The sequence below is a fragment of the Lentzea sp. NPDC037011 genome (assembly GCF_055607425.1).
The window spans coordinates 1-19,771 of sequence record NZ_JBVJRT010000011.1; the positions used below are offsets into that span (position 1 = coordinate 1).

Consider the following 19,771-nt stretch of genomic DNA (forward strand, 5'->3'; position numbering starts at 1 on the left):
CATTCCGAACCCGGTAGTTAAGCCCTTCTGCGCCGATGGTACTGCACTGGTTACGGTGTGGGAGAGTAGGTCGCCGCCGAACTTACGTACAGAAGACCCCTGCGGGTCGAGCACCTCGAGTGCTCCCCGCAGGGGTCTTCTGCCATGTCCGCATCTTTTTCGGTTGCGGGCCCTGGTCTCATGGAGCCATGGACGCGGTCGTGTACCCAGACCAGGCGTCGTTCGACGCCATCGCGCACGATCGGCTCGCAGCCGATCCGGTGCGGAACACCGTCGCTCTCACCTCACTCCACCGGGCCCGCCGGCACCCCGACCCGAACCGGCCGCCGACCCTGATCACCTTCCACGACCGCGGCGAGCTCGTCGGCTCCGTCATCCGCACCCTGCCGTGGGTGGTGCAGACCGCGGACCTGCCGCTCGAAGCGCTGGAGCTCGCGGTCGACCGGCTGCGGGAGGTCGACCCGGACCTCCCCGGCGTCACCGGGCCCAGCGAGAAGTCCGAGGCGTTCGCCACAGCGTGGGGACGGCCGTTCCGCGTCACGATGTCCACCCGCCTCTACCGCTTGGGCACCCTGGCGCCCCCGGCGGTCGCGGGCTCCGGCCGGATGGCGACCGAGGACGACGTGCCGCTCCTCGCGCGGTGGCGGAAGGCGTTCGCCGAGGAGGCGTCACCGAACGCGCCCGTGCAGCCGGCCGAGGAGATCATGCGGAGCTCACTGCGGCTCGGCAACGGTCATGCAGTCTGGGAGGCCGGCGGCACACCCGTCGCGTGGGCGGCGGCGAGCGCCCCGATCGCCGGCATGACCCGCGTCGCACCCGTCTACACGCCACCCGGACACCGCCGCCACGGCTACGGCGCTGCCGTGACCGCCATGATCACGCAGTGGGCGACCGGTCGGGGTGCGACCGCGGTCGTCCTCTTCGCCGACCTCGCCAACCCGACGTCGAACTCGATCTACCAGCGGATCGGCTACGCGCCGGTCGAGTACTGGACGGAGCACACGTGGAAGCGTTGACCCACCAGGACATCACCGGGTTCGTGGCCACGGCCGGCGCCTTCCTCGAAGCCGACCCCGTCAACCACAGCGTGCACCTCACCGCCGTCGACGCCGCCCTCCGCGGCCACCGCCGTGCCGCCACGCTCCTCTCCCTGCACGAGAACGGAACGGTGGTCGGCGCGGTGACCAGGATGGCCGGCCGCCCGCTGCACGTCGCCGCGATGCCGCCGGTCGCCGCCCCCGCGGTGGTGGCCGCGGTGCGCGAGCACGACCCGGAGGTCAGCCAGGTCACCGGCCCCCGGGACCGGGTCGACGCGTTCCGCGCGCTGTGGCGTCCCGGCGGTCGTGAGGTCTACGTCCTGCGGCTCTACCGGCTGGGCGAGCTCGTCGAACCGGACGTCCCCGGTGCGGCCCGCCTCGCCACCGCCGCGGACGACGACCTCGTCACCGGCTGGTGGACCGACTTCGTCGAGGAGCTCGACGGGCTGCCCCGCGAGGTGGCCGCGCAACGGGCGCTGGACAGCCGGTGGATGTCCGCGGGCCACGTGCTGTGGCTCGTCGACGGTGTACCGGTGTCCTGGGCGGCGAGCACCACCCCGGTCGGTGGCGTGTCACGCGTCGGACCGGTCTTCACCCCGCGCGAGCACCGCAGGCACGGCTACGCGGCCGCCGCCACCGCCGCGATCAGCCGGTGGGCACGGCAAGAGGGCGCCGACCACGTGGTGCTGACCGCGGATGTCCACGACCCGACGGCGAACTCCGTCTACCGGGGCATCGGCTTCCGGCACGTCTCCGACTGGTCCGAGCACAGCTGGGACTAGTCGAACAGCGCCGACTCCACGGGCCGGTTGCGCACGTGGGAAGAGAACACCAGCGACGTGGTCGTGTCGCCGTAGCGCTGCATGACCTCGACGAGCCCCTCCAGCTCGATCATCGAGCGGCACACCACGCGCAGCAGCCAGCAGTCGTCACCGGTCACGTGGTCGGCGTCGCGGACCTGCGGCAGCGCCAGCACGTGCGAGCGGAACCGCGGCGTGTCGAGCGACCGCACCCGCACCCGCACGATCGACTCGATCGGCAGTCCCAGCCGGGCCGGCGACACGACCGCCGTGTACCCGGTGATCACCCCGAGCGCCTCCAGCCGGCGCACCCGTTCGGTCACCGCGGGCGCGGACAGCGACACCTCACGGGCCAGCGCGGTGAACGACATCCGCCCGTCCTGCTGCAACAACGCGAGGATCTTCCAGTCCAGGGCGTCGAGTTCCACCTGGAAATCATAGGCACAACGCCCGCAACGCCTGGACTTCCGCATGTCCACCGGTGGCGCTGACCAGCAGGATCACCACCATGACCAACGCACTGCGCTTCCCCGCCGCCGACCCGCAGGCCGCCGCCGCGTTCTTCGCCGCCGAGCTCGCGTTCGAGGCCGACCCCGACGACGTGCACCGCGACCTGGTGGACGGCACCGCACGCGGGTTCGTGCTCGTCGAGACCCGCGCCCCGGAGGCGTTCGCGCGCAAGCGCATCCCCGGCGCCATCAACCTGCCCCACCGGGACCTGCCCGAGCAGCTCGACCTCGACCCCGGCCTGGTCTACGTCTGCTACTGCGAGAGCTTCCAGTGCAACGCCGCCACCAAGGGCGCGCTCGCCCTCGCCCGGCGCGGCTACCGGGTCAAGCGGCTCTCCGGCGGCATCACCGCGTGGGAGCAGGCGGGATACCCGGTCGAGGGAGACGGTCAGGTCGCGGCAGGTGTTTCGAAGGTCGCGTGTCATTGCTGAGCCCAGCCGACATAGGCTCACCGGTGTGACGTCTCCGCGTTTGCTCGTGCTGCAGCCCTCGAAGTCCGACCCGCTGGCCAAGCTGGGCGACTGGCTCCTGGCCGACGGCGTCGAGCTCGACCTGGTCATGCTGCCGGAGACGCCGGCACCGGCGAACCTCGACGGCTACCAGGGCGTGATCTGCCTCGGCGGTGAGATGGGCGCACTGGACGACCTCGACCACCCGTGGCTCGCCGACGTGCGGAAACTGCTGTCGAGCGCCGTCGCGAAGCGGCTGCCGACCCTCGCCATCTGCCTGGGGGCGCAGCTGCTCGCGGCGGCCACCGGCGGGCAGGTGCGCAAGGGCCCGAAGGGGCCGGAGGTCGGGGTCCTGCTGGTGGCCAAGCGGGACGTGGCGGCGAACGACCCGCTGTTCGCGGACCTGCCGTTCACCCCGGACGTGCTGCAGTTCCACAACGACGAGGTGCACCTGCTGCCGCCCGGCGCGGAACTGCTCGCGGCGTCCCCGAAATACCCGAACCAAGCCTTTCGGGTCGGAACGAGTGCCTATGGCCTGCAGTTCCACATCGAGACGACTCCGGAAATCGTCTTGAACTGGGCGGCCAAAGACCCTGAATCCGCGGCGTGTGCACGATCACACCACTTCGACCCCGAGTTTCTCGCCGAGGCGCACCGCGACTTCGAAGAGGTCTGGCACCCGTTCGTGCGCAGATTCGCCATGTTGGTGCGGGGAGAACTGTCGCCCGTGGGCGGTTTGAGGACACAACTTCCGTTGGTGTGACGTTACTTTCGTAGGTTTTAAGACTTCCTCCGTTGGCGGTACCGTAACCTCCTGGACAGCTTGTTCGATCCAGCCGGAGGATCATTGTGGATCCCGCTCTTGTAGTGATCATCGTCGTTGTCACTGCTCTCATCTTCGACTTCACCAACGGGTTCCACGACACGGCCAACGCCATGGCCACCTCCATCGCCACGGGTGCGCTGAAGCCCCGCACGGCGGTCGCGTTGTCGGCGGTGCTCAACCTCGTCGGCGCTTTTCTGTCCGTTGAGGTCGCCAAGACCATCTCCGGTGGCATCGTCGACGACGCCAAGATCACGCCCGCGATCATCTTCGGCGGGCTGGTCGGCGCGATCATGTGGAACCTCGTCACCTGGTACGTCGGCCTGCCGTCGAGCTCGTCGCACGCGTTGTTCGGCGGACTGATCGGCGCGGCCTGGGTCTCCTCCGGCGTGGACGCCATCCACTTCGCCAAGGTCGTCGACAAGGTGCTGGTCCCCGCGATCGTGGCGCCGCTGGTCGCGGGTCTCGTCGCGGCCATCGCCACGATCGTCGTCTACCGGCTCAAGAAGGCTGCGGACCCGCGCGTCTCGCACACCGGCTTCAAGGTCGGGCAGGTCGCCTCGGCGTCGCTGGTGTCCCTCGCGCACGGCACGAACGACGCCCAGAAGACGATGGGCATCATCACGCTGGCGCTGATCACGTCCGGCTCGCTCGCCCCCGGCTCGGCCCCTCCCACCTGGGTCATCATCAGCGCCGGTGTCGCGATCGCGCTCGGCACCTACCTCGGCGGCTGGCGCATCACCCACACCCTGGGCCGCGGCCTGACCACCATCGAGCCCGCGCAGGGCTTCGCGGCGCAGACGTCGACCGCGACCGCGATCCTCGCGTCGTCGCACCTCGGGTTCGCGCTGTCCACCACGCACGTCGCGTCCGGCGGCATCATGGGCTCCGGTCTCGGCCGCGACCGCCGCGGCGTCAAGTGGGGCACCATGGGCAAGATGGCCGGTGGCTGGCTGCTCACGCTGCCCGCCGCGGGCATCGTCGGCGCCATCGCCGGCAAGTGGGCCTCCAGCGGCACCGCGGGTGTCATCGGCGTCGCCGTGATCGGTGGCGCTGTGTCGATCGGCATCTGGGTGCTGTCGCGGCGTGAGCCGGTCAAGCCCGAGCACATCGTCGACGAGGTCGCCGCGCAGGCCGAGCTGCACAAGGTGGCGGCATGACCGTCAACTGGGTCGCGCTGCTGCAGGTCTTCGGTGCCACGCTGCTGGTCACCGTGCTCGTGGTGACGTTGTTCGTCGTGGGCATCCGGGCGTTGTCGGGCAACCGCAAGGCCGGTGCGTACGCGAGCTTCGCCGGTTGTGTCGCCGTGGTGCTCTACGGGCTCTCCCTGATCGTGTTCTAGTTCCAGCCGCGCGACGACTAGGTTGGTTCGTGATGAGCGAACCAGGTCGCGCCGCCTCACCAGCCAGATTCGGGCTCACCGAGCCGCGCAGCGAGGAAGTGCTGCGCGGCCTCGGCCTGTACGCCGACCGCCGTCCCGCGGACGGTGCCGAACCGGTGCTCGCCGCGCTCTCCCGCTGCCCCGACCCCGACCTCGCGCTGCGCGGCCTGGAACGGCTGCGAGAGGTCGCCGACTGGGCCCCGCTGTCGGAGGCGCTGCACACCGACGTCGTCGTGCGCGGCCGGCTGCTCGCGGTGCTCGGCTCCTCGACCGCCCTGTCGGACTTCCTCGTCGTGAACCCGGACCGGTGGCGTTCGCTCACCGGACCGGTGGACGTGACGTTGCCCGCCGAGGGCGTCCTGCGCACCGAGTACCGGGCGAAGCTGCTGCTCATCGCGGCCAACGACGTGGCGCACGTGGTCGAACCGGACCTGCCGTACGTGCCGTACGACACCGTTGCCGAGCAGCTGTCCGACCTCGCGGTGTCGGCGCTGCGGCGGTCCCTGGAGCTGGCCGGGGAGAAGGTGAGCGGCGTCGAGAAGTGCCGGCTCGCGGTGATCGCGATGGGCAAGTGCGGTGCGAACGAGCTGAACTACGTCAGCGACGTCGACGTGGTGTTCGTCGCCGAGGGCGACCTCGGCGTGGCGACCCGGCTGGCCAGCACGATGATGCAGATCGCGGGCCACTCGTGCTTCGAGGTCGACGCGGCGCTGCGCCCGGAGGGCAAGGCGGGCGCGCTGGTCCGCACCCTCGACGGGCACGCCTCCTACTACAGGAAGTGGGCGCGGACCTGGGAGTTCCAGGCGCTGCTGAAGGCGCGCCCGGTCGCGGGTGACGCCGAGCTCGGCCAGTCCTACCTGGACGTCGTGCGCCCGTACGTGTGGACGGCGGCCGAGCGGGAGAACTTCGTCGAGGACGTGCAGGCCATGCGCCGCCGCGTCGAGGACCACGTCCCGACCGGGCTCGCCGAACGGGAGCTGAAGCTCGGCCGCGGCGGGCTGCGCGACGTCGAGTTCGCCGTGCAGCTGCTGCAGCTCGTGCACGGGCGCTCGGACGAGGAGCTGCGGATCCAGGCGACGACCGCCGCGCTGGCCGCGCTCGGCAAGGGCGGGTACGTCGGGCGCAACGACGCCGCGGACTTCGGCCGCTCGTACCGTTTCCTGCGCACCCTGGAGCACCGGCTGCAGCTGCAACGGCTGCTGCGCACCCACCTCTTCCCCGCCGACGACGACACGGCGGCGTTGCGCTGGCTCGCCCGGTCCATCGGGCTGGCCGCCGACGGGCAGCGCTCGGAGGGCCAGGTGCTGCTCGCGGAGTTCCGCAGGCACGCGAACCAGGTCCGGCGGCTGCACGAGAAGCTGTTCTACCGGCCGCTGCTGCAGGCCGTGGCCGGCGTGCCGACCGAGGCGCTGCGGCTCACCACGAAGGAGGCGGTGGCCCGGCTCGCCGCGCTCGGCTACACCTCACCCGACGGCGCGTTGCGGCACATCCAGGCGCTGACCCACGGCATGTCCCGGCGGGCGCGCATCCAGGGCGCTCTGCTGCCCGTGCTGCTCGACCTGTTCGCCGGCACACCCGACCCGGACGGCGGGCTGCTCGCCTACCGGAAGGTGTCCGAGGCGCTCGCGGAGACACCCTGGTACCTGCGGCTGCTGCGGGACGAGGGTGCCGTCGTCGAACGGCTCGCGGTGCTGCTCGGCACGTCCCGGCTGGTGCCGGACCTGCTGGTGCGCGCACCGGAGGTGCTGCGGCTGCTCGCCGACACCGAGGCGCTGGTCGGACGCGACCCGCTGACCGTCGGCAACCCGCTGCGCAGCGCCGTTTCGCGGCACCCCGAGCTGGCGCGGGCGGTAGCGGCCGCGCGGTCGTTGCGGCGCCACGAGCTGCTGCGCATCGCCGCGGCCGACCTGCTGGGCCTGATGCCGCTGGAGACGGTGTGCGTGTCGCTGTCCGAGGTGTGGGTGGCGGTGCTGCAGAGCGCGCTCGACGCGGCCGTGCGGTCCGCCGGTGAACCGCTGGCGGCGCTGGCCGTGATCGGCATGGGCCGGCTCGGCGGCCGGGAGCTCGGGTACGGCTCGGACGCGGACGTGCTGTTCGTGTGCCGGCCGTTCGAGGGCGTGACCGACGCCGAGGCCGCGAAGTGGGCCAGCGGCGTCGTCGAGAACATCCGGCGGCTGCTCGGCGCCTCCTCGCAGGACCCGCCGCTGCAGGTGGACGCCGACCTGCGGCCGGAGGGGCGGCAGGGACCGCTCGTGCGGACGTTCGACTCCTACCGCGCCTACTACGGCAAGTGGGCGGAGATCTGGGAGAAGCAGGCGCTGCTGCGGGCCCGGTTCATCGCGGGCGACACCGCGCTGGGAGCGGAGTTCGAGGCGTTGATCGAACCGCTGCGGTACCCGGCCGACGGGCTCGACGCGGCATCGGTGCGGGAGGTTCGGCGCATCAAGGCGCGGGTCGACGCCGAACGGCTGCCGCGCGGCGCCGACCCCAGCACCCACACCAAGCTCGGCCGCGGCGGGCTCGCCGACGTCGAGTGGACCGTGCAGCTGTTGCAGCTGCAGCACTCCGGTGCCGTGCCCGGCCTGCGCACACCGTCCACGATGGCGGCGATGGCGGCCGCGGTGGAGGCGGGACTGCTGACCCAGGACGACGCGACCGAGCTGACCACGGCGTGGAACCTCGCGACGCGCGCCCGCAACGCCGTGACGCTGGTGCGCGGCAAGGCCTCCGACCAGCTGCCGACCTCGGGCCGCGACCTGGTCGCCGTCGCCTCCGTCATGGGGTACCCGCCCGGCGGTGACCCCGGCGAGTTCCTGGAGGAGTACCGCCGCACCACCCGCCGTGCCCGTGCGGTGGCGGAGCGTGTCTTCTACGGTGAGGGACTGTGAAGGCGATTGCGCTCACCGAGTTCGGTGACCCCGAGGTCATGACGTGGCAGGACCTGCCCGATCCGCTGCTCGGCCCCGACCAGGTGCTGGTGGAGGTCAAAGCGGCGGGGGTGAACCCGGTGGACTCCAAGATCCGCGCCGGGTACCTGCGGGGGCTGATGCCGCACCACACGCCGTTGATCCCCGGCTGGGACGTGGCCGGTGTGGTGCGCGCCGTCGGGATCGGCGTGCGGGACTGGCAACCCGGCGACGAGGTCCTCGCCTACGCCCGCAAGGACCACGTGCAGTTCGGTGCCTACGCCGAGCTGATCTCGCTGCCGGACCGCGTGGTCGCGCGCAAGCCATCCACTGTGGACTTCGTGACGGCGGCCGCGTTGCCGCTGGCCGGGCTGACGGCGTTGCAGTCGCTCAAGGCCGTCGGCGCCGGCGAGGAAGATGTCGTGCTGGTGCACGCGGCCGCGGGCGGTGTCGGCCACCTGCAGGTGCAGCTCGCCCGTGAGCTGGGTGCCGCGCGGGTGCTCGGCACGGCGTCACCGCGCAACCACGACTTCGTGCGGTCACTGGGCGCCGAACCGGTCGCGTACGGAGACGCGCTGGTCGACGCGGTGGCCGAGCTCGTGGGCGGTGACGGCAAGGTCGACGCGGTGCTCGACAACGTCGGCGGGGTGGCGTTCGACCAGTCGTTGCGGTTGGTGCGCGACCGGGCGCGGATGACGTCCATTGTGGATGGGCCGCGGGCACTGGAACACGGTGTGACGAACACGTGGGCGCGGCCGAACGCGGAACAGACGCAGTGGCTGGTCGACCTGGTCGCCGCCGGCGCGCTGGAGGTCGAGGTGCAGCGGACGTTCCCGCTGGCGGAAGCGGTTGCGGCACACCGGTTGCTGGACGGCGGCCACGTGCGCGGCAAGGTCGTGCTGACGGTCTAGCCCGGCGGTGCGGGCAGGAGAACGAGGTGTGGGGGCACGCCGGGGCGGCGTGCCCCCTTCGTGCTGCTCAGTCCTCGTCCTCGTCGGGGTCGACTGCGGGAGCGTTGCTGTAGACCTCGACCACCCACTCCTCCTCCAGCGACTCGCCGTCTTCGGCGTCGGGCACGAGGCGGTTGTAGACCCGGACACCGAGATCGAGCACGTCAGCGGCCTGGACCGCTTCGATCGCCTCGGCGGCGGAGTCGACGATTTGCGTGGTGAGCAGCTGCGGGGCCGTGAACTCGGCGACATCTTCAGACACGCGCGGACCCTAGCGCATTGACGTTTCACCCGATCGAGATGAGACTGGCTGCGCTCAGTGGGGGAGCTGTGCCTTGTCGCGGGGGTTTGAACAGAGGAAGTCATGCAGCATCGCAGGGTCACGCGCCGAGGTAAGACGGTGATCGCCATCGGGTCGGTCGCTGCCGTCGTGCTCGCACTGCTCGGAGTGATCCAGTTCATGCTGAGCGGCGAGAACTCCGCGGCGCACCCCAACGTCACGACCACGACGACCACCGCGGACGACCTCTCCACCCCGGACGCCGCACTGGATACCACCGAGCCGTCCGCCGACGTCAAGGTCACCACCGGCTCGTTCAAACAGCAGCGCGGCATGCTCACGATCGAGGTCACCCGAGTAGAGGCCGCGAACGGCCGCATCAAACTCTTCGTGACAGCGACGAACGCGTCCCAGGCCCGCATGACCCTCCCCGTCGACGGCATCGCCGTGCTCGACGACCTGAAGCGCACCTACACCGCCGCGAGCAGCAAGTGGGAAGGCCCCGTCACCCAGGGCAGCTCCACCTCGGGCACCGTCGTCCTCGACGAGAAGCTCGGCGCCGGCGTGAACTCGCTCACGCTGACGTTCTCGTCGATCTCCGGCCAGTTCGCCCCGACCGGCGCCGCCGTCTCCGTCGCCGGTATCCCGCTCCCGAAGTGATTGCCGAAAACCCCGGCGACCCGGACCGTTGACCGGGCTACCGTGGCCACGTGAAGTACCTGTTCTTCTGGGGCCACCAGCCCGAACGCGACGGCACGATCGGCCGCGGCTGCCTCTCCCAGTGGTGGCCGTGCTCGTTCGTCGTTGACGGGCAACGCTTTGCGTCCGCCGAGCACTACATGATGTGGCGCAAAGCGTTGCTGTTCGGGGACTCCGGTGTCGCCACCCGAGTCCTCCAGGCCGCTTCCCCCGCCGAGGCCAAGGCCCTGGGCCGTGTCGTCACCGGTTTCTCCGACGACGAGTGGGTCGCGACCCGGATGGAGATCGTCGTCACCGGCAACCTGGCGAAGTTCTCCCAGGACCCCGCCCTGTCCGCGTACCTGCTGGGCACCGGCACCCGAGTGCTCGTCGAGGCCAGCCCGCTGGACCGCGTGTGGGGCATCGGCCTGGCCGCGGACGACCCGCGCGCGGCGGACCCGTCGTCGTGGCGGGGGCTGAACCTGCTCGGCGAGGCCCTGATGGAGGTGCGCACCCAGCTCGCCGTCCTCTCCGGACAGTCTTCAAGGCCGAGCTGAACCCGTGACCCGTCACGGCCCGTTCGTTCTCATGCAGCCGCAGAACGCAGCCGCGGACGAACGGGAGAGACCATGTTCAGCTACTCAGGACCGGCCCGGCTCGTCTACCCGGACGGCAGCACGGCCGAGCTGGACCGGGTGGACGTGATCGAGGCGGTGACCGGGGGCGTCTGGGCCCTGTCCGGCGCCGCCACGTCCGCCGAGGCGCTCAGCGCCGGCGAGGCCCGCATCCGGCTGCCGACCGGCGGGGAGGCCGACGTCGTGGTGACCGACGTCCGTGACGGGGTGAACGGGTCCAGTGCGACGTTGCTCGGGGCGTGAACGGGACGAGGGCCGGGTGGCTGTTCCCAGTCATCCGGCCCTCGTCGTGAACTACTGGCTCACAGCACCGATCACACGTCGTAGTACAGCCAACGATGTGCGGCTACCTGCGGTTCATCCTGCCGCATCATGCCTGACCTGCTCGTTTCCTTTCGACGTTCATCATCGTTGACCGTCGCTCACCCACGTCCGGCGGCCTGGAGACGGCCTGGCGATGTAGCCCTCCAGTTCACTACGTCACGCCAGCACCTATATGCCCGGTTGCGGAGGTGCCGAGACACTCGTTTAGCTGGTCAAACGGCGCACACGTTGAGAGACGCTAAATAAACGCGACCAATATCGCGACGTACATGACGGAGAAGGTCAAGCGCATGTCACGTTTGCTAAGATAGCTTAATGAATCAGCGGTCGAATAGTGAGCCGAATGGTAGTGAAATTCTCGATGCTCTATCAAAAACTGGATTCTTGTTCGAACAGCAGGTAGCCCGTCGCCTTGAAGGGCGTTCGTACAGTTGTACCGTAGGCTTTGGATATGAAGATCCCGATGAGGGGAAATCGCGGGAGGTTGACATCCTGGCGTATCGATCGATCTATGTGAGTAATGAATACCGTCAATCGATCGGGGTGCGAGTTATTGTAGAGTGCAAAAATACTGAAAACCCATATGTAGCAATAGGTGGACCGCCCAACGAAAGCGAAATCCGTCGAGCGCCGGAAGAGTACCGTTTTCGATTTAAGGATATTCAATACATGCGCGATAGGTTCGTGCATATAGTTCCTGTCTGGAAATGGCTTGAGCTGGATTTGGCGACGGCGAGTTTGCGCAGCTTTTACGGAACTCAGCTTGTTCGTCTTGATAGAAAAGGCGGGGATTGGAACGCGAACAACTCTTCTGTTTTTGATTCAATCGTGTACCCGCTCGCTAAGGCGCTTCGAGCCGTTCAGTGGGGAGAAAAGCACGACGAGTGGCGGAAGGGAAATGACTGGGCTCATGTAGATCTTTGTTTTCCGTTGCTGGTGACCAACGGTCCGATCTTTAATGTCGACACCAGTCATGCGGCTTCACCTCATGTGCAAAAAGTGCCTTGGACCACCGTTGTGCGGGATATAAAAACGAAGAACCTTAAAGGGAAGTTCAATATTGATATAACCTCGTATGATATGCTTGACGACTACATCAGGGATAAAGTCGAATTTCTGGCAAATGAATTGAAGTCGCGTGCGATTGATTATCCTGAGGCGCTCATCACGCATATTACCGACAAGCCTTCGTACAGAAGGCCTCCAAGCGATGCGGATGGTCCGCAAGACGCCTAATTGATGTATCCGTCGACGACGCGCCTGGTAACTAATTCGATGGCAAGGCGGCCTAGCCGTCGCGGCAGTCGATCGCCGTGCCTAGCGCTGGTAGTTATGTGACCGCGCGATCGTCCCGACTGCGGCAGCTGGAAGTAGTTTGCTTGCAACTCATGTCTGCTGGCGTGCCGCCGTCCCGACCATGTGTGCCGATTCCGCGCGCGGCCGACAGGCGGAGCGGGGCGGGAGCCCGGCGTGCCATGATGCGGGGAATCGGTGCAAACGTAAGGCGGGACCGGCTGCGTCGCCGCAGGCGGTGCCTTGATCCCATAGAGTTGAATTCAGCAGTGAATCCTGATCGACAGCGTCGCTGCTACTGGGCGGTTAAAGCACCGACTGGACGAGCGACACAAGTTCGTTGGCGATACCTGGTGCTGCGGCGATCGTGTGCGCGGAAGTCATCGTGTGGTCATCGCCCGAACTGTCCAAGGCAAGTGTCCCGGCCTCACGCGCAAGGAGGATGCCTGCGGCAAGGTCGAGGGTCTTGTTAGACATGACCACCGCACCATCAACGCGCCCCTCGGCCAACCACGCGAGATCATGTGCGGCGGATCCGAACATCCGAACGCGTTCAACCTGGGCGGCAAGCTCGGCGGTGAGGGCGATCCTCTGGCGATTCTTGTTGGCGGCCTCCTCACCCAACGCGTAGTCGCCAATCGCCACGATCGACTTGGACAGTTCGTTTGTCTTGCTTGCTTTGAGCTTCGTCCCGTTGACGAATGCGCCTTCGCCAAGAACGGCGGAGTAGTGAAGATCCAAGTAGGGAAGCGAGATCGCTCCGATCACCGTGCGGTCACCCTGGAGCAGCGCCAGAGAGACACCGCACGGGGGCACACCATGAACGAAATTGGCGGTGCCGTCGATCGGGTCTAGCCCCCACAGGTACAGGCTGTCGGTACTGGCGTCGCTGCGTCCCTACTCCTCACCCACGAAACCGATTTCCGGCGTCGCCTCGGCGAGAAAGGCGCGGACCTCGTGCTCGATCCGTACGTCCACCTCGGTGAAGGTGTCACGGTCGGTCTTCTCGGTGACGGTGTGCGGGCGAGTGGTCTTGATCAGCTCGGTTCCGATCTGGACAGCACACCTGGCCACGTCCGCCAGGTGGTCGAGCTGTTGCATCAAGCAACCTCCCGCGCACGGTCCCACGTGGAGTCGAAGACCTAGGCGAACGTCGTGTAGAGACCAGGCATAGTCTCGTTCTTAATGACTATCGTTGGAGACTCAACTTCGCGGGCGTCCGGCAAGTACGACTGCACCACACATTCTCATTGGTCAATGATGGTGATGTTGAAGCGAAGCGGCTTGTCGTAAACGCGAATCCCGAGTGATCCCGTTGCGCTCGCCGACACCTTCGAGCCGAAACGGCGGATCGCCTCGATGTTCAAGCGCGTGAGGGTGCTGAGGTGCTCATCCGGCAAGCCTTCCTCACGCTCGCGGGCCATAGTGTAGGTGCCGTTCGGGTCGAGGAACAACGCCTTGATGATCATGCCCTGCTCGATCGCGTCGAGGATGCTCCGGTCCGAGTACTGCTGGCAGAACATGTTCAGCGAAAGGCCACCCATGTAGATCTCCCGCATCAGCACGTGGACGGTACGACACGACGGCCGAGGGCCGGGCGACTGAGACAGTCGCCCGGCCCTCGGCCGTCGGTCGATCAGAAGGCCTCTCCTGGAAGCGGCCTGGCTGGGGCTTCAACCGGCGGAACCGCTGGTCAAAGCCCCGCGCCGATCACACGTCGTAGTACAGCGCGAACTCGTAGGGGTTCGGACGCAGGCGCAGCGGGTCGATCTCCTCGGAGCGCTTGTACGAGATCCAGGTGTCGATCACGTCCGGCGTGAACACGCCGCCCTCGAGCAGGAACTCGTGGTCGGCCTCCAGGTTGTCCAGCACCGCGTCGAGGGTGGCCGGGACCTGCTTGACGTCGCGGGCCTCCTCGGGCGGCAGCTCGTAGAGGTCCTTGTCGATCGGGGCCGGCGGCTCGATCTTGTTCTTCACGCCGTCGAGGCCCGCCATGACCATCGCCGAGAACGCGAGGTACGGGTTGCCCGAGGAGTCGGGGCAGCGGAACTCGATGCGCTTGGCCTTCGGGTTGTTGCCCGTGATCGGGATGCGCACGCACGCCGAGCGGTTGCGCTGGGAGTAGACCAGCGACACCGGGGCCTCGTAGCCGGGGACCAGGCGGTGGTAGGAGTTCACCGTGGGGTTGGTGAACGCCAGCAGCGACGGCGCGTGGTGCAGGATGCCGCCGATGTAGTGGCGGGCGGTGTCGGACAGGCCCGCGTAGCCGCTCTCGTCGTGGAACAGCGGCGCGCCGTCCTTCCACAGCGACTGGTGCGTGTGCATGCCCGAGCCGTTGTCGCCGAACAGCGGCTTCGGCATGAAGGTGACGGTCTTGCCGGCCTGCCAGGCGGTGTTCTTGATGATGTACTTGAACAGCATCAGGTCGTCCGCGGCGTGCAGCAGCGTGTTGAACTTGTAGTTGATCTCGGCCTGGCCGCCGGTGCCGACCTCGTGGTGGGCGCGCTCGACCGTGAAGCCCTGGGCCTCCATGTTGAGGACCATCTGGTCGCGCAGGTCGGCGTAGTGGTCGTTCGGGGTGACCGGGAAGTACCCGCCCTTGTACTTGACCTTGTAGCCGAGGTTGCCGCCCTCTTCCTCACGGCCGGTGTTCCACCAGCCGGAGACCGCGTCGATCTTGTGGAACGAGGAGTTCCCGGTGGTGTCGAACTGGATCGAGTCGAAGATGTAGAACTCGGCCTCGGCACCGAAGTACGCGGTGTCCGCGATGCCCGAGTCGGTGATGTACTGCTCGGCCTTGCGCGCGATGTTGCGCGGGTCACGGCTGTACGCCTCACGCGTGAACGGGTCGTGCACGAAGAAGTTGACGATCAGCGTCTTCTCGATGCGGAACGGGTCCACACGCGCCGTGTACAGGTCGGGCAGCAGCAGCATGTCCGACTCGTGGATCGACTGGAAGCCACGCACGGAGGAGCCGTCGAAGGCAAGACCCTCTTCGATCGCGTCGGCGTCGAACGCCTTGGCCGGCAGCGTGAAGTGCTGCATCACGCCGGGCAGGTCGCTGAACCGCACGTCGACGAACTTGACACCCTCGTCGGTGATGAACTTCAGCACCTCGTCGGAATTCTTGAACACCCTCGTCGACTCCTTGGCTATGGATTACGGCTGGCCATCACGAGCGACCGTATGTCGGCGGTGTTGCCCGTCCGTCACTCGGATGTTTCGCCAGTGTTAACGGGGCCGTCCGAGTGGGCAAGACGACCTGCCGGTCCTCACCCGTTGAGCACGGCCTTACTCTGGAGGGGTGAGCAGGTGGACCGGTTCGTGGCTGTCAGGACCCCGCTCGGTACTCGAACCGGGCGAGGACTCGAACGACGGCAAGCAGCAGCGTTGGCGTGGCGAGCGGCACGGCTTCCCGGAGAAGGGGCCGGGCTCCATCGCCTCGGTCGGGCGGCGCACGTTCGCCATCCTGCTCGACTTCTTCCTGTCCGCGGGGGTCGCGGCGCTGTTCACGCGCCCGGAGCTGCCGCGCAACTGGAGCCTGCTCGCCTGGTTCGTCATCACGGTCGTCGCCGTGGCGTTCTTCGGCTTCACCCCTGGTCACGCCGTGTTCGGCCTGCGGGTGGCGCGCATCGACGGCAAGGCGTTCGTGCACCTGCCGCGCGCGCTGCTGCGGACGGTCCTCATCTTCCCGCTGATCCCGGCGCTGGTCTGGGACTCGGACGGCCGCTGCCTGCACGACAAGGCCGCCGGCACCGTCGTCATCAAGGTCAGATAGCCCGCAAGAGACCCCCTGAACAGCGAGAAGGCCCGGCGCACGAGGTGTGCCGGGCCTTCTCGCGTGCTGGTGCTGGTTGGTGCTGGTGCTGTGGTGCGTGGCGTGGTGACCGAGGTCAGCGGCGGCGCAGCGTGCGCTGGACGTTGCGCATCTTCGCGCCCTGCGGCATCGGGCCCTTGGGCAGCGCGGCACCGCGGCTCGCGAGCGCCGCGAGACGGGCGTCGAGCGTCTCGACCTGGGCCGTCGTGATGTTGCGCGGGAGCTTCATCAACGTCGACTGCAGCTTCTTGAGCGGCACCTGGCCCTCGGCGGAGCCGATGATGAAGTCGTAGATCGGGGTCTCGCCGACGACGCGGGCGATGCGCTTCTTCTCCTGCGCGAGGAGCGGCTTCACCCGGTGCGGCGCGCCCTCGGCGACCAGGACCACACCCGGACGGCCGAGCACGCGGTGCACGGCGTCGAGCTGGGTGGTGCCGACGACGGCGGGGGTGACCCGCCAGCGGCCGCGCAGGTTCTCGAGCGCCCACGCACCGGCACCGGGCTGGCCGTCGGCCTTGCGGAAGACGTTGCTCTGCACCCGGCGGCCGAAGATGATCACGGCCAGCAGCGCGCCGATCGCGATGCCCAGCGGCACGAACATCCAGACCGCGTCGAAGACCAGGCCCAGGACCACGGCGATCGCGGTGACGCCCAGCAGCGCACCGAGCATCAGCGGGATGAGCGCCTTGTCCTCGCGGCGTTGCATCTTGAACGCCTCGAAGATCTGCTTGCGCCGCTCACGTGATGCCGCGCGGCGAACCTTCGCCGCTTCCTTGGCAGCCGCCTTGTCCTGCTTACCAGCCATGCTCACCAGGATACGGCGCGCTGGTCTCGGAGTTGCATCGGCCGTCTGCGAGACTGCCCGGCTATGGACGCGTTGCTGGAGGGTCTTGATCCGGAACAGCGTGCAGCGGTCGAGGCTCCACGCGGCCCGGTGTGCGTGCTCGCGGGTGCCGGCACCGGCAAAACGCGCACCATCACCCACCGGATCGCCTACCTGTGCCAACGCGGCCACGTCGCCCCGTCGCAGGTCCTCGCCGTCACGTTCACCAAGCGCGCCGCGGGGGAGATGCGCACCCGGCTGCGCTCGCTCGACGTGCACGGCGCGCAGGCCGTGACGTTCCACGCCGCCGCCTCCCGTCAGCTGCGCTACTTCTGGCCGCGCGTCATCGGCGGGCCGCGCTGGGAACTCGTCGACCAGAAGATCCGCGTCGTCGCCCGCGCCGCCGCACGCCTGGGCCTGCCGACCGAGACCGACGCGCTGCGCGACCTCACCAGCGAGATCGAGTGGGCGAAGGCGTCGCTGCTGACCCCGGAGGACTACCCGCTCGCGGCCTCCCGCGCCGCACGCGACATCCCGGCGCCCGCCGAGCAGGTCGTGAAGCTCTACCTGACCTACGAGCAGCTCAAGAACGAGGCGATGCTGCTCGACTTCGACGACCTGCTGCTGCACACCGCGGCCGCGCTGGAGGACAACGCGGAGGTCGCCCAGGAGTTCCGCGACCGCTACCGCTGCTTCGTCGTCGACGAGTACCAGGACGTGACGCCGCTGCAACAGCGCGTGCTCGACGCGTGGCTCGGCAGCCGCGACGACCTGACCGTCGTCGGTGACGCGAACCAGACCATCTACTCGTTCGCGGGTGCCTCGCCGCAGCCGTTGCTCAACTTCCCCCGCCGTTTCCCCGAGGCCGTGGTGGTGCGGCTGGAGCGCGACTACCGCTCCACGCCCCAGGTCGTGGGACTGGCCAACGAGGTCATCAAGTGGGCCCGTGGACGCCCGGCCGGCTCCCGCCTCAACCTCATCGGGCAGCGACCGGAGGGCCCGGCGCCGCGGTTCCACGAGTTCGACGACGAACCCGCCGAGGCGGACGCGGTCGCGCGGCGCGTCAAGACGCTGCTCGACGAGGGCGTGGCGGCGTCCGAGATCGCGATCCTCTACCGGGTCAACGCCCAGTCCGAGGTCTACGAGCAGGCGCTCGCCGCGCAGGGCATCCCGTACCTCGTGCGCGGCGGCGAGCGGTTCTTCGAACGCGCAGAGGTGCGCCAGGCGATGATCACACTGCGCTCGGCCGGCGAGATGAGCGGCAGCCTGCCCGACGTGACGCGCTCGCTGCTGGAGAAGGTCGGCCTCACCGACGAGCCACCCACGGGCGGGTCCGCGCGCGAACGCTGGGAGTCGCTGCTCGCCCTCGTGGAGCTCGCCGAGGAGCTGGCTTCCACCGTGCCCGACGCCGACCTGCCGCGGTTCTGCGCGGAACTGGACATGCGCGCCGAGGCACAGCACCCGCCGACCGTCGAAGGCGTGACGCTGGCGTCGCTGCACGCGTCGAAGGGCCTGGAGTGGGACGCCGTGTTCCTCGTCGGACTCGTCGAGGGCACTATGCCGATCCAATACGCCGACGGCGACGAGGCGAAGGTCGAAGAAGAACGCCGCCTTCTGTACGTAGGCGTCACGCGCGCGCGTGAACACCTTTGGATGTCGTGGGCGTTGTCGCGCGCAGCGGGCGGCCGTAAGTACCGACGCCGTTCCCGTTTTCTCTACAACCTCGTGCCGGAGAGCCACCCCGCGGCACGCGTACCGGCCGGTGCCGCATCCCAACGGCCTCCGTTGATGAAGAAGGAGAAGCCGACCTGCCGGCTGTGCTCCTCGACGCTCAACGAAGCGCAGGCCATCAAGCTCGGCCGCTGCCGCTCCTGTCCGTCCGATGTGGACGAAGAACTCCTCGAAGCGCTGCGCCGGTGGCGGGCCGGCCGGGCGCGCGAGCTGAAAGTGCCCGCGTACGTCGTCTTCACCGACGCGACCCTGATGGCGATCGCGGAGCAACGACCCAGGGATTCGGCCGGGCTCGTCGCGATCTCGGGCATCGGCGCCTCGAAGCTCGACAGGTTCGGCAACGACGTGTTGGGCCTGGTGAGGGCCGGTGTGGGCGACTCGGCCACCTGATCGGGACAAGTTTCGTTAAATAGGTTGCACGCCCCAGGTACGGGGTCATAACCTGCTCATGCCGGGTCCGGAGGACCCGTCTGGGGAAGAAGAACTACTACTCAGCTCGCAGAGAGCTCTCCGAGGGAGGTGCCGATCGTGAAGAAGTTCGAAATTTCGCGCGCACTCGGCCTCCCCGTGACCGAGCGCTTCTGTGCGCCCGCAACCGCTCCGGCCATGTGGCAGAAGTCTGCCCACAGGTCAGCGGAACTGCTGGGCCGTGAGCGCGCCACCGGACTGCTCGTGGAGCAGCCGGTCCTGCGCCCAACCGTCGATGACGTTCCCAACTACACGAATGCGCTGTCCGCGCATCAAGTGAGAAGGCTCCTGCCGACCCCATAGAGGGGTCGTAGGACCACCAGGCTCACGAAGGCCGCGGACTCGCACAGAGTCCGCGGCCTTCGTGTTTTTTGCTGTACCCCACACAAGGAGAAAAACCTGATGTTGACCGCGACTGTCCCGCTCACCGGCGAGACACTTCCGGACCTCGCGGAGGGGCTTGACCTGCCCTGCCGCACCCACAACCCCGACCTCTGGTTCGCGGACGCCCCGGCGGAGCTCGAGAAGGCGAAGACCTTCTGCGGGACCTGCCCGGTGCTCGCCGAGTGCCTCGCGGGAGCCCTCGCGCGGCACGAGCCGTGGGGTGTCTGGGGTGGCGAGATCTTCGAGCGCGGTGTCGTCATCGCTCGCAAGCGGCCCCGTGGCCGTCCGCGCAAGGACGCGGCGGCGGCAGTGGCTTCTTCGGACAAGACGGAGGCGGCGGCGTGAACACCTCGGTGATCAATCTCGACGCAATGCCCGCGTACACGAACGAAGGACTGCACCCCATGTCTCTGCAAGAAGAACTCGTGCGGATACGAATACAAGAAGCCCAGAGGTACGCGGAAGAGCAACGCCTGGCGAACC

23 protein-coding genes and 1 rRNA gene are annotated in these 19,771 nt (G+C 68.2%); 17 read left to right on the forward strand and 7 right to left on the reverse strand.

Annotation, left to right across the window (positions count from 1 at the left end):
• The 3 genes from rrf to ACZ7CH_RS30330 form a co-directional block, all read left to right on the forward strand.
• Nucleotides 1-82: ribosomal RNA gene (gene rrf / locus ACZ7CH_RS30320) — 5S ribosomal RNA — on the forward strand; the annotation flags it as partial.
• A gap of 106 nt (nt 83-188) precedes the next feature.
• A complete protein-coding gene (locus ACZ7CH_RS30325) occupies nt 189-1,016 on the forward strand; it encodes a GNAT family N-acetyltransferase (RefSeq protein ID WP_470375503.1) in 828 nt (275 codons plus the stop codon).
• A complete protein-coding gene (locus ACZ7CH_RS30330) occupies nt 1,004-1,819 on the forward strand; it encodes a GNAT family N-acetyltransferase (RefSeq protein ID WP_470375504.1) in 816 nt (271 codons plus the stop codon). The genes ACZ7CH_RS30325 and ACZ7CH_RS30330 overlap by 13 nt, the downstream gene beginning before the upstream one ends.
• Here the strand turns inward: ACZ7CH_RS30330 and ACZ7CH_RS30335 are convergent.
• On the reverse strand, nt 1,816-2,265 hold the full coding sequence (locus ACZ7CH_RS30335) for an Lrp/AsnC family transcriptional regulator (protein WP_458434242.1): 450 nt from the start codon (nt 2,263-2,265) through the stop codon (nt 1,816-1,818). The two genes, ACZ7CH_RS30330 and ACZ7CH_RS30335, sit on opposite strands and share 4 nt — an antisense overlap.
• Nucleotides 2,266-2,345: 80 nt before the next feature.
• Here ACZ7CH_RS30335 and ACZ7CH_RS30340 point away from each other — a divergent pair, with 80 nt between their 5' ends.
• The 6 genes from ACZ7CH_RS30340 to ACZ7CH_RS30365 all read left to right on the forward strand — a co-directional run bounded on the left by ACZ7CH_RS30340 (nt 2,346) and on the right by ACZ7CH_RS30365 (nt 8,816).
• Nucleotides 2,346-2,777 (forward strand): rhodanese-like domain-containing protein, encoded by a 432-nt coding sequence (locus ACZ7CH_RS30340; protein WP_470375505.1) that lies wholly within the window; start codon nt 2,346-2,348, stop codon nt 2,775-2,777.
• 25 nt (nt 2,778-2,802) lie between these two features.
• Entirely contained in the window at nt 2,803-3,558 is a 756-nt protein-coding gene (locus tag ACZ7CH_RS30345) for a type 1 glutamine amidotransferase (protein WP_360401447.1), read from the forward strand.
• A gap of 86 nt (nt 3,559-3,644) precedes the next feature.
• The gene (locus tag ACZ7CH_RS30350; RefSeq protein ID WP_360401444.1) at nt 3,645-4,778 is read left to right on the forward strand and encodes an inorganic phosphate transporter; all 1,134 of its coding nucleotides are present in this window, start codon (nt 3,645-3,647) and stop codon (nt 4,776-4,778) included.
• Nucleotides 4,775-4,960 carry a hypothetical protein gene (locus ACZ7CH_RS30355; protein WP_360401441.1) on the forward strand — a complete coding sequence of 62 codons (186 nt, stop codon included), beginning with the start codon at nt 4,775-4,777 and terminating at the stop codon, nt 4,958-4,960. Before ACZ7CH_RS30350 ends, ACZ7CH_RS30355 begins: the two co-directional genes overlap by 4 nt.
• 32 nt (nt 4,961-4,992) lie before the next feature.
• A complete protein-coding gene (locus ACZ7CH_RS30360) occupies nt 4,993-7,887 on the forward strand; it encodes a bifunctional [glutamine synthetase] adenylyltransferase/[glutamine synthetase]-adenylyl-L-tyrosine phosphorylase (protein WP_360401438.1) in 2,895 nt (964 codons plus the stop codon).
• The gene (locus tag ACZ7CH_RS30365; RefSeq protein ID WP_458434238.1) at nt 7,884-8,816 is read left to right on the forward strand and encodes an NADP-dependent oxidoreductase; all 933 of its coding nucleotides are present in this window, start codon (nt 7,884-7,886) and stop codon (nt 8,814-8,816) included. The genes ACZ7CH_RS30360 and ACZ7CH_RS30365 overlap by 4 nt, the downstream gene beginning before the upstream one ends.
• Nucleotides 8,817-8,883: 67 nt before the next feature.
• Here ACZ7CH_RS30365 and ACZ7CH_RS30370 read toward each other — a convergent pair whose 3' ends face one another.
• Nucleotides 8,884-9,117: a hypothetical protein gene (locus ACZ7CH_RS30370; RefSeq protein WP_360401432.1), complete on the reverse strand. Its 234-nt coding sequence runs from the start codon at nt 9,115-9,117 to the stop codon at nt 8,884-8,886.
• 102 nt (nt 9,118-9,219) lie between these two features.
• On the opposite strand from ACZ7CH_RS30370, the gene ACZ7CH_RS30375 reads away from it, so the two are divergent.
• From ACZ7CH_RS30375 to ACZ7CH_RS30390, 4 genes are all read left to right on the forward strand, one after another.
• Nucleotides 9,220-9,795 (forward strand): hypothetical protein, encoded by a 576-nt coding sequence (locus ACZ7CH_RS30375; RefSeq protein ID WP_470375506.1) that lies wholly within the window; start codon nt 9,220-9,222, stop codon nt 9,793-9,795.
• A 50-nt stretch (nt 9,796-9,845) separates the two neighbouring features.
• Complete coding sequence (locus ACZ7CH_RS30380; protein WP_360401426.1) at nt 9,846-10,370, forward strand: NADAR family protein; 525 nt, start codon at nt 9,846-9,848, stop codon at nt 10,368-10,370.
• Between the two features lie 72 nt (nt 10,371-10,442).
• Nucleotides 10,443-10,691, forward strand: a complete 249-nt coding sequence (locus ACZ7CH_RS30385; RefSeq protein ID WP_470375507.1) for a hypothetical protein — start codon at nt 10,443-10,445, stop codon at nt 10,689-10,691.
• Between the two features lie 396 nt (nt 10,692-11,087).
• Nucleotides 11,088-12,008, forward strand: a complete 921-nt coding sequence (locus ACZ7CH_RS30390; protein WP_470375508.1) for a hypothetical protein — start codon at nt 11,088-11,090, stop codon at nt 12,006-12,008.
• 363 nt (nt 12,009-12,371) lie between these two features.
• Here the strand turns inward: ACZ7CH_RS30390 and ACZ7CH_RS30395 are convergent, their stop codons facing one another.
• The 4 genes from ACZ7CH_RS30395 to glnA all read right to left on the reverse strand — a co-directional run bounded on the left by ACZ7CH_RS30395 (nt 12,372) and on the right by glnA (nt 15,200).
• The gene (locus tag ACZ7CH_RS30395) at nt 12,372-12,935 is read right to left on the reverse strand and encodes an inositol monophosphatase family protein (protein WP_470375639.1); all 564 of its coding nucleotides are present in this window, start codon (nt 12,933-12,935) and stop codon (nt 12,372-12,374) included.
• A 27-nt stretch (nt 12,936-12,962) separates the two neighbouring features.
• Nucleotides 12,963-13,166, reverse strand: coding sequence for a hypothetical protein (locus ACZ7CH_RS30400; protein ID WP_470375509.1), 204 nt, complete (start codon nt 13,164-13,166; stop codon nt 12,963-12,965).
• A gap of 146 nt (nt 13,167-13,312) precedes the next feature.
• Nucleotides 13,313-13,624, reverse strand: a complete 312-nt coding sequence (locus ACZ7CH_RS30405; protein ID WP_470375510.1) for a DUF5919 domain-containing protein — start codon at nt 13,622-13,624, stop codon at nt 13,313-13,315.
• 151 nt (nt 13,625-13,775) lie between these two features.
• Nucleotides 13,776-15,200, reverse strand: a complete 1,425-nt coding sequence (glnA, locus tag ACZ7CH_RS30410) for a type I glutamate--ammonia ligase (protein WP_360401411.1) — start codon at nt 15,198-15,200, stop codon at nt 13,776-13,778.
• 169 nt (nt 15,201-15,369) lie between these two features.
• On the opposite strand from glnA, the gene ACZ7CH_RS30415 reads away from it, so the two are divergent.
• The gene (locus tag ACZ7CH_RS30415) at nt 15,370-15,843 is read left to right on the forward strand and encodes an RDD family protein (protein WP_360401408.1); all 474 of its coding nucleotides are present in this window, start codon (nt 15,370-15,372) and stop codon (nt 15,841-15,843) included.
• Between the two features lie 115 nt (nt 15,844-15,958).
• Here ACZ7CH_RS30415 and ACZ7CH_RS30420 read toward each other — a convergent pair whose 3' ends face one another.
• On the reverse strand, nt 15,959-16,687 hold the full coding sequence (locus ACZ7CH_RS30420; RefSeq protein ID WP_360401405.1) for a DUF4191 domain-containing protein: 729 nt from the start codon (nt 16,685-16,687) through the stop codon (nt 15,959-15,961).
• A 63-nt stretch (nt 16,688-16,750) separates the two neighbouring features.
• On the opposite strand from ACZ7CH_RS30420, the gene ACZ7CH_RS30425 reads away from it, so the two are divergent.
• From ACZ7CH_RS30425 to ACZ7CH_RS30435, 3 genes are all read left to right on the forward strand, one after another.
• Complete coding sequence (locus ACZ7CH_RS30425) at nt 16,751-18,826, forward strand: ATP-dependent DNA helicase UvrD2 (protein WP_470375511.1); 2,076 nt, start codon at nt 16,751-16,753, stop codon at nt 18,824-18,826.
• A 138-nt stretch (nt 18,827-18,964) separates the two neighbouring features.
• Nucleotides 18,965-19,207 carry a hypothetical protein gene (locus ACZ7CH_RS30430; protein WP_470375512.1) on the forward strand — a complete coding sequence of 81 codons (243 nt, stop codon included), beginning with the start codon at nt 18,965-18,967 and terminating at the stop codon, nt 19,205-19,207.
• Between the two features lie 99 nt (nt 19,208-19,306).
• Entirely contained in the window at nt 19,307-19,633 is a 327-nt protein-coding gene (locus ACZ7CH_RS30435) for a WhiB family transcriptional regulator (RefSeq protein ID WP_360401396.1), read from the forward strand.
• Nucleotides 19,634-19,771 lie beyond the last annotated feature (138 nt).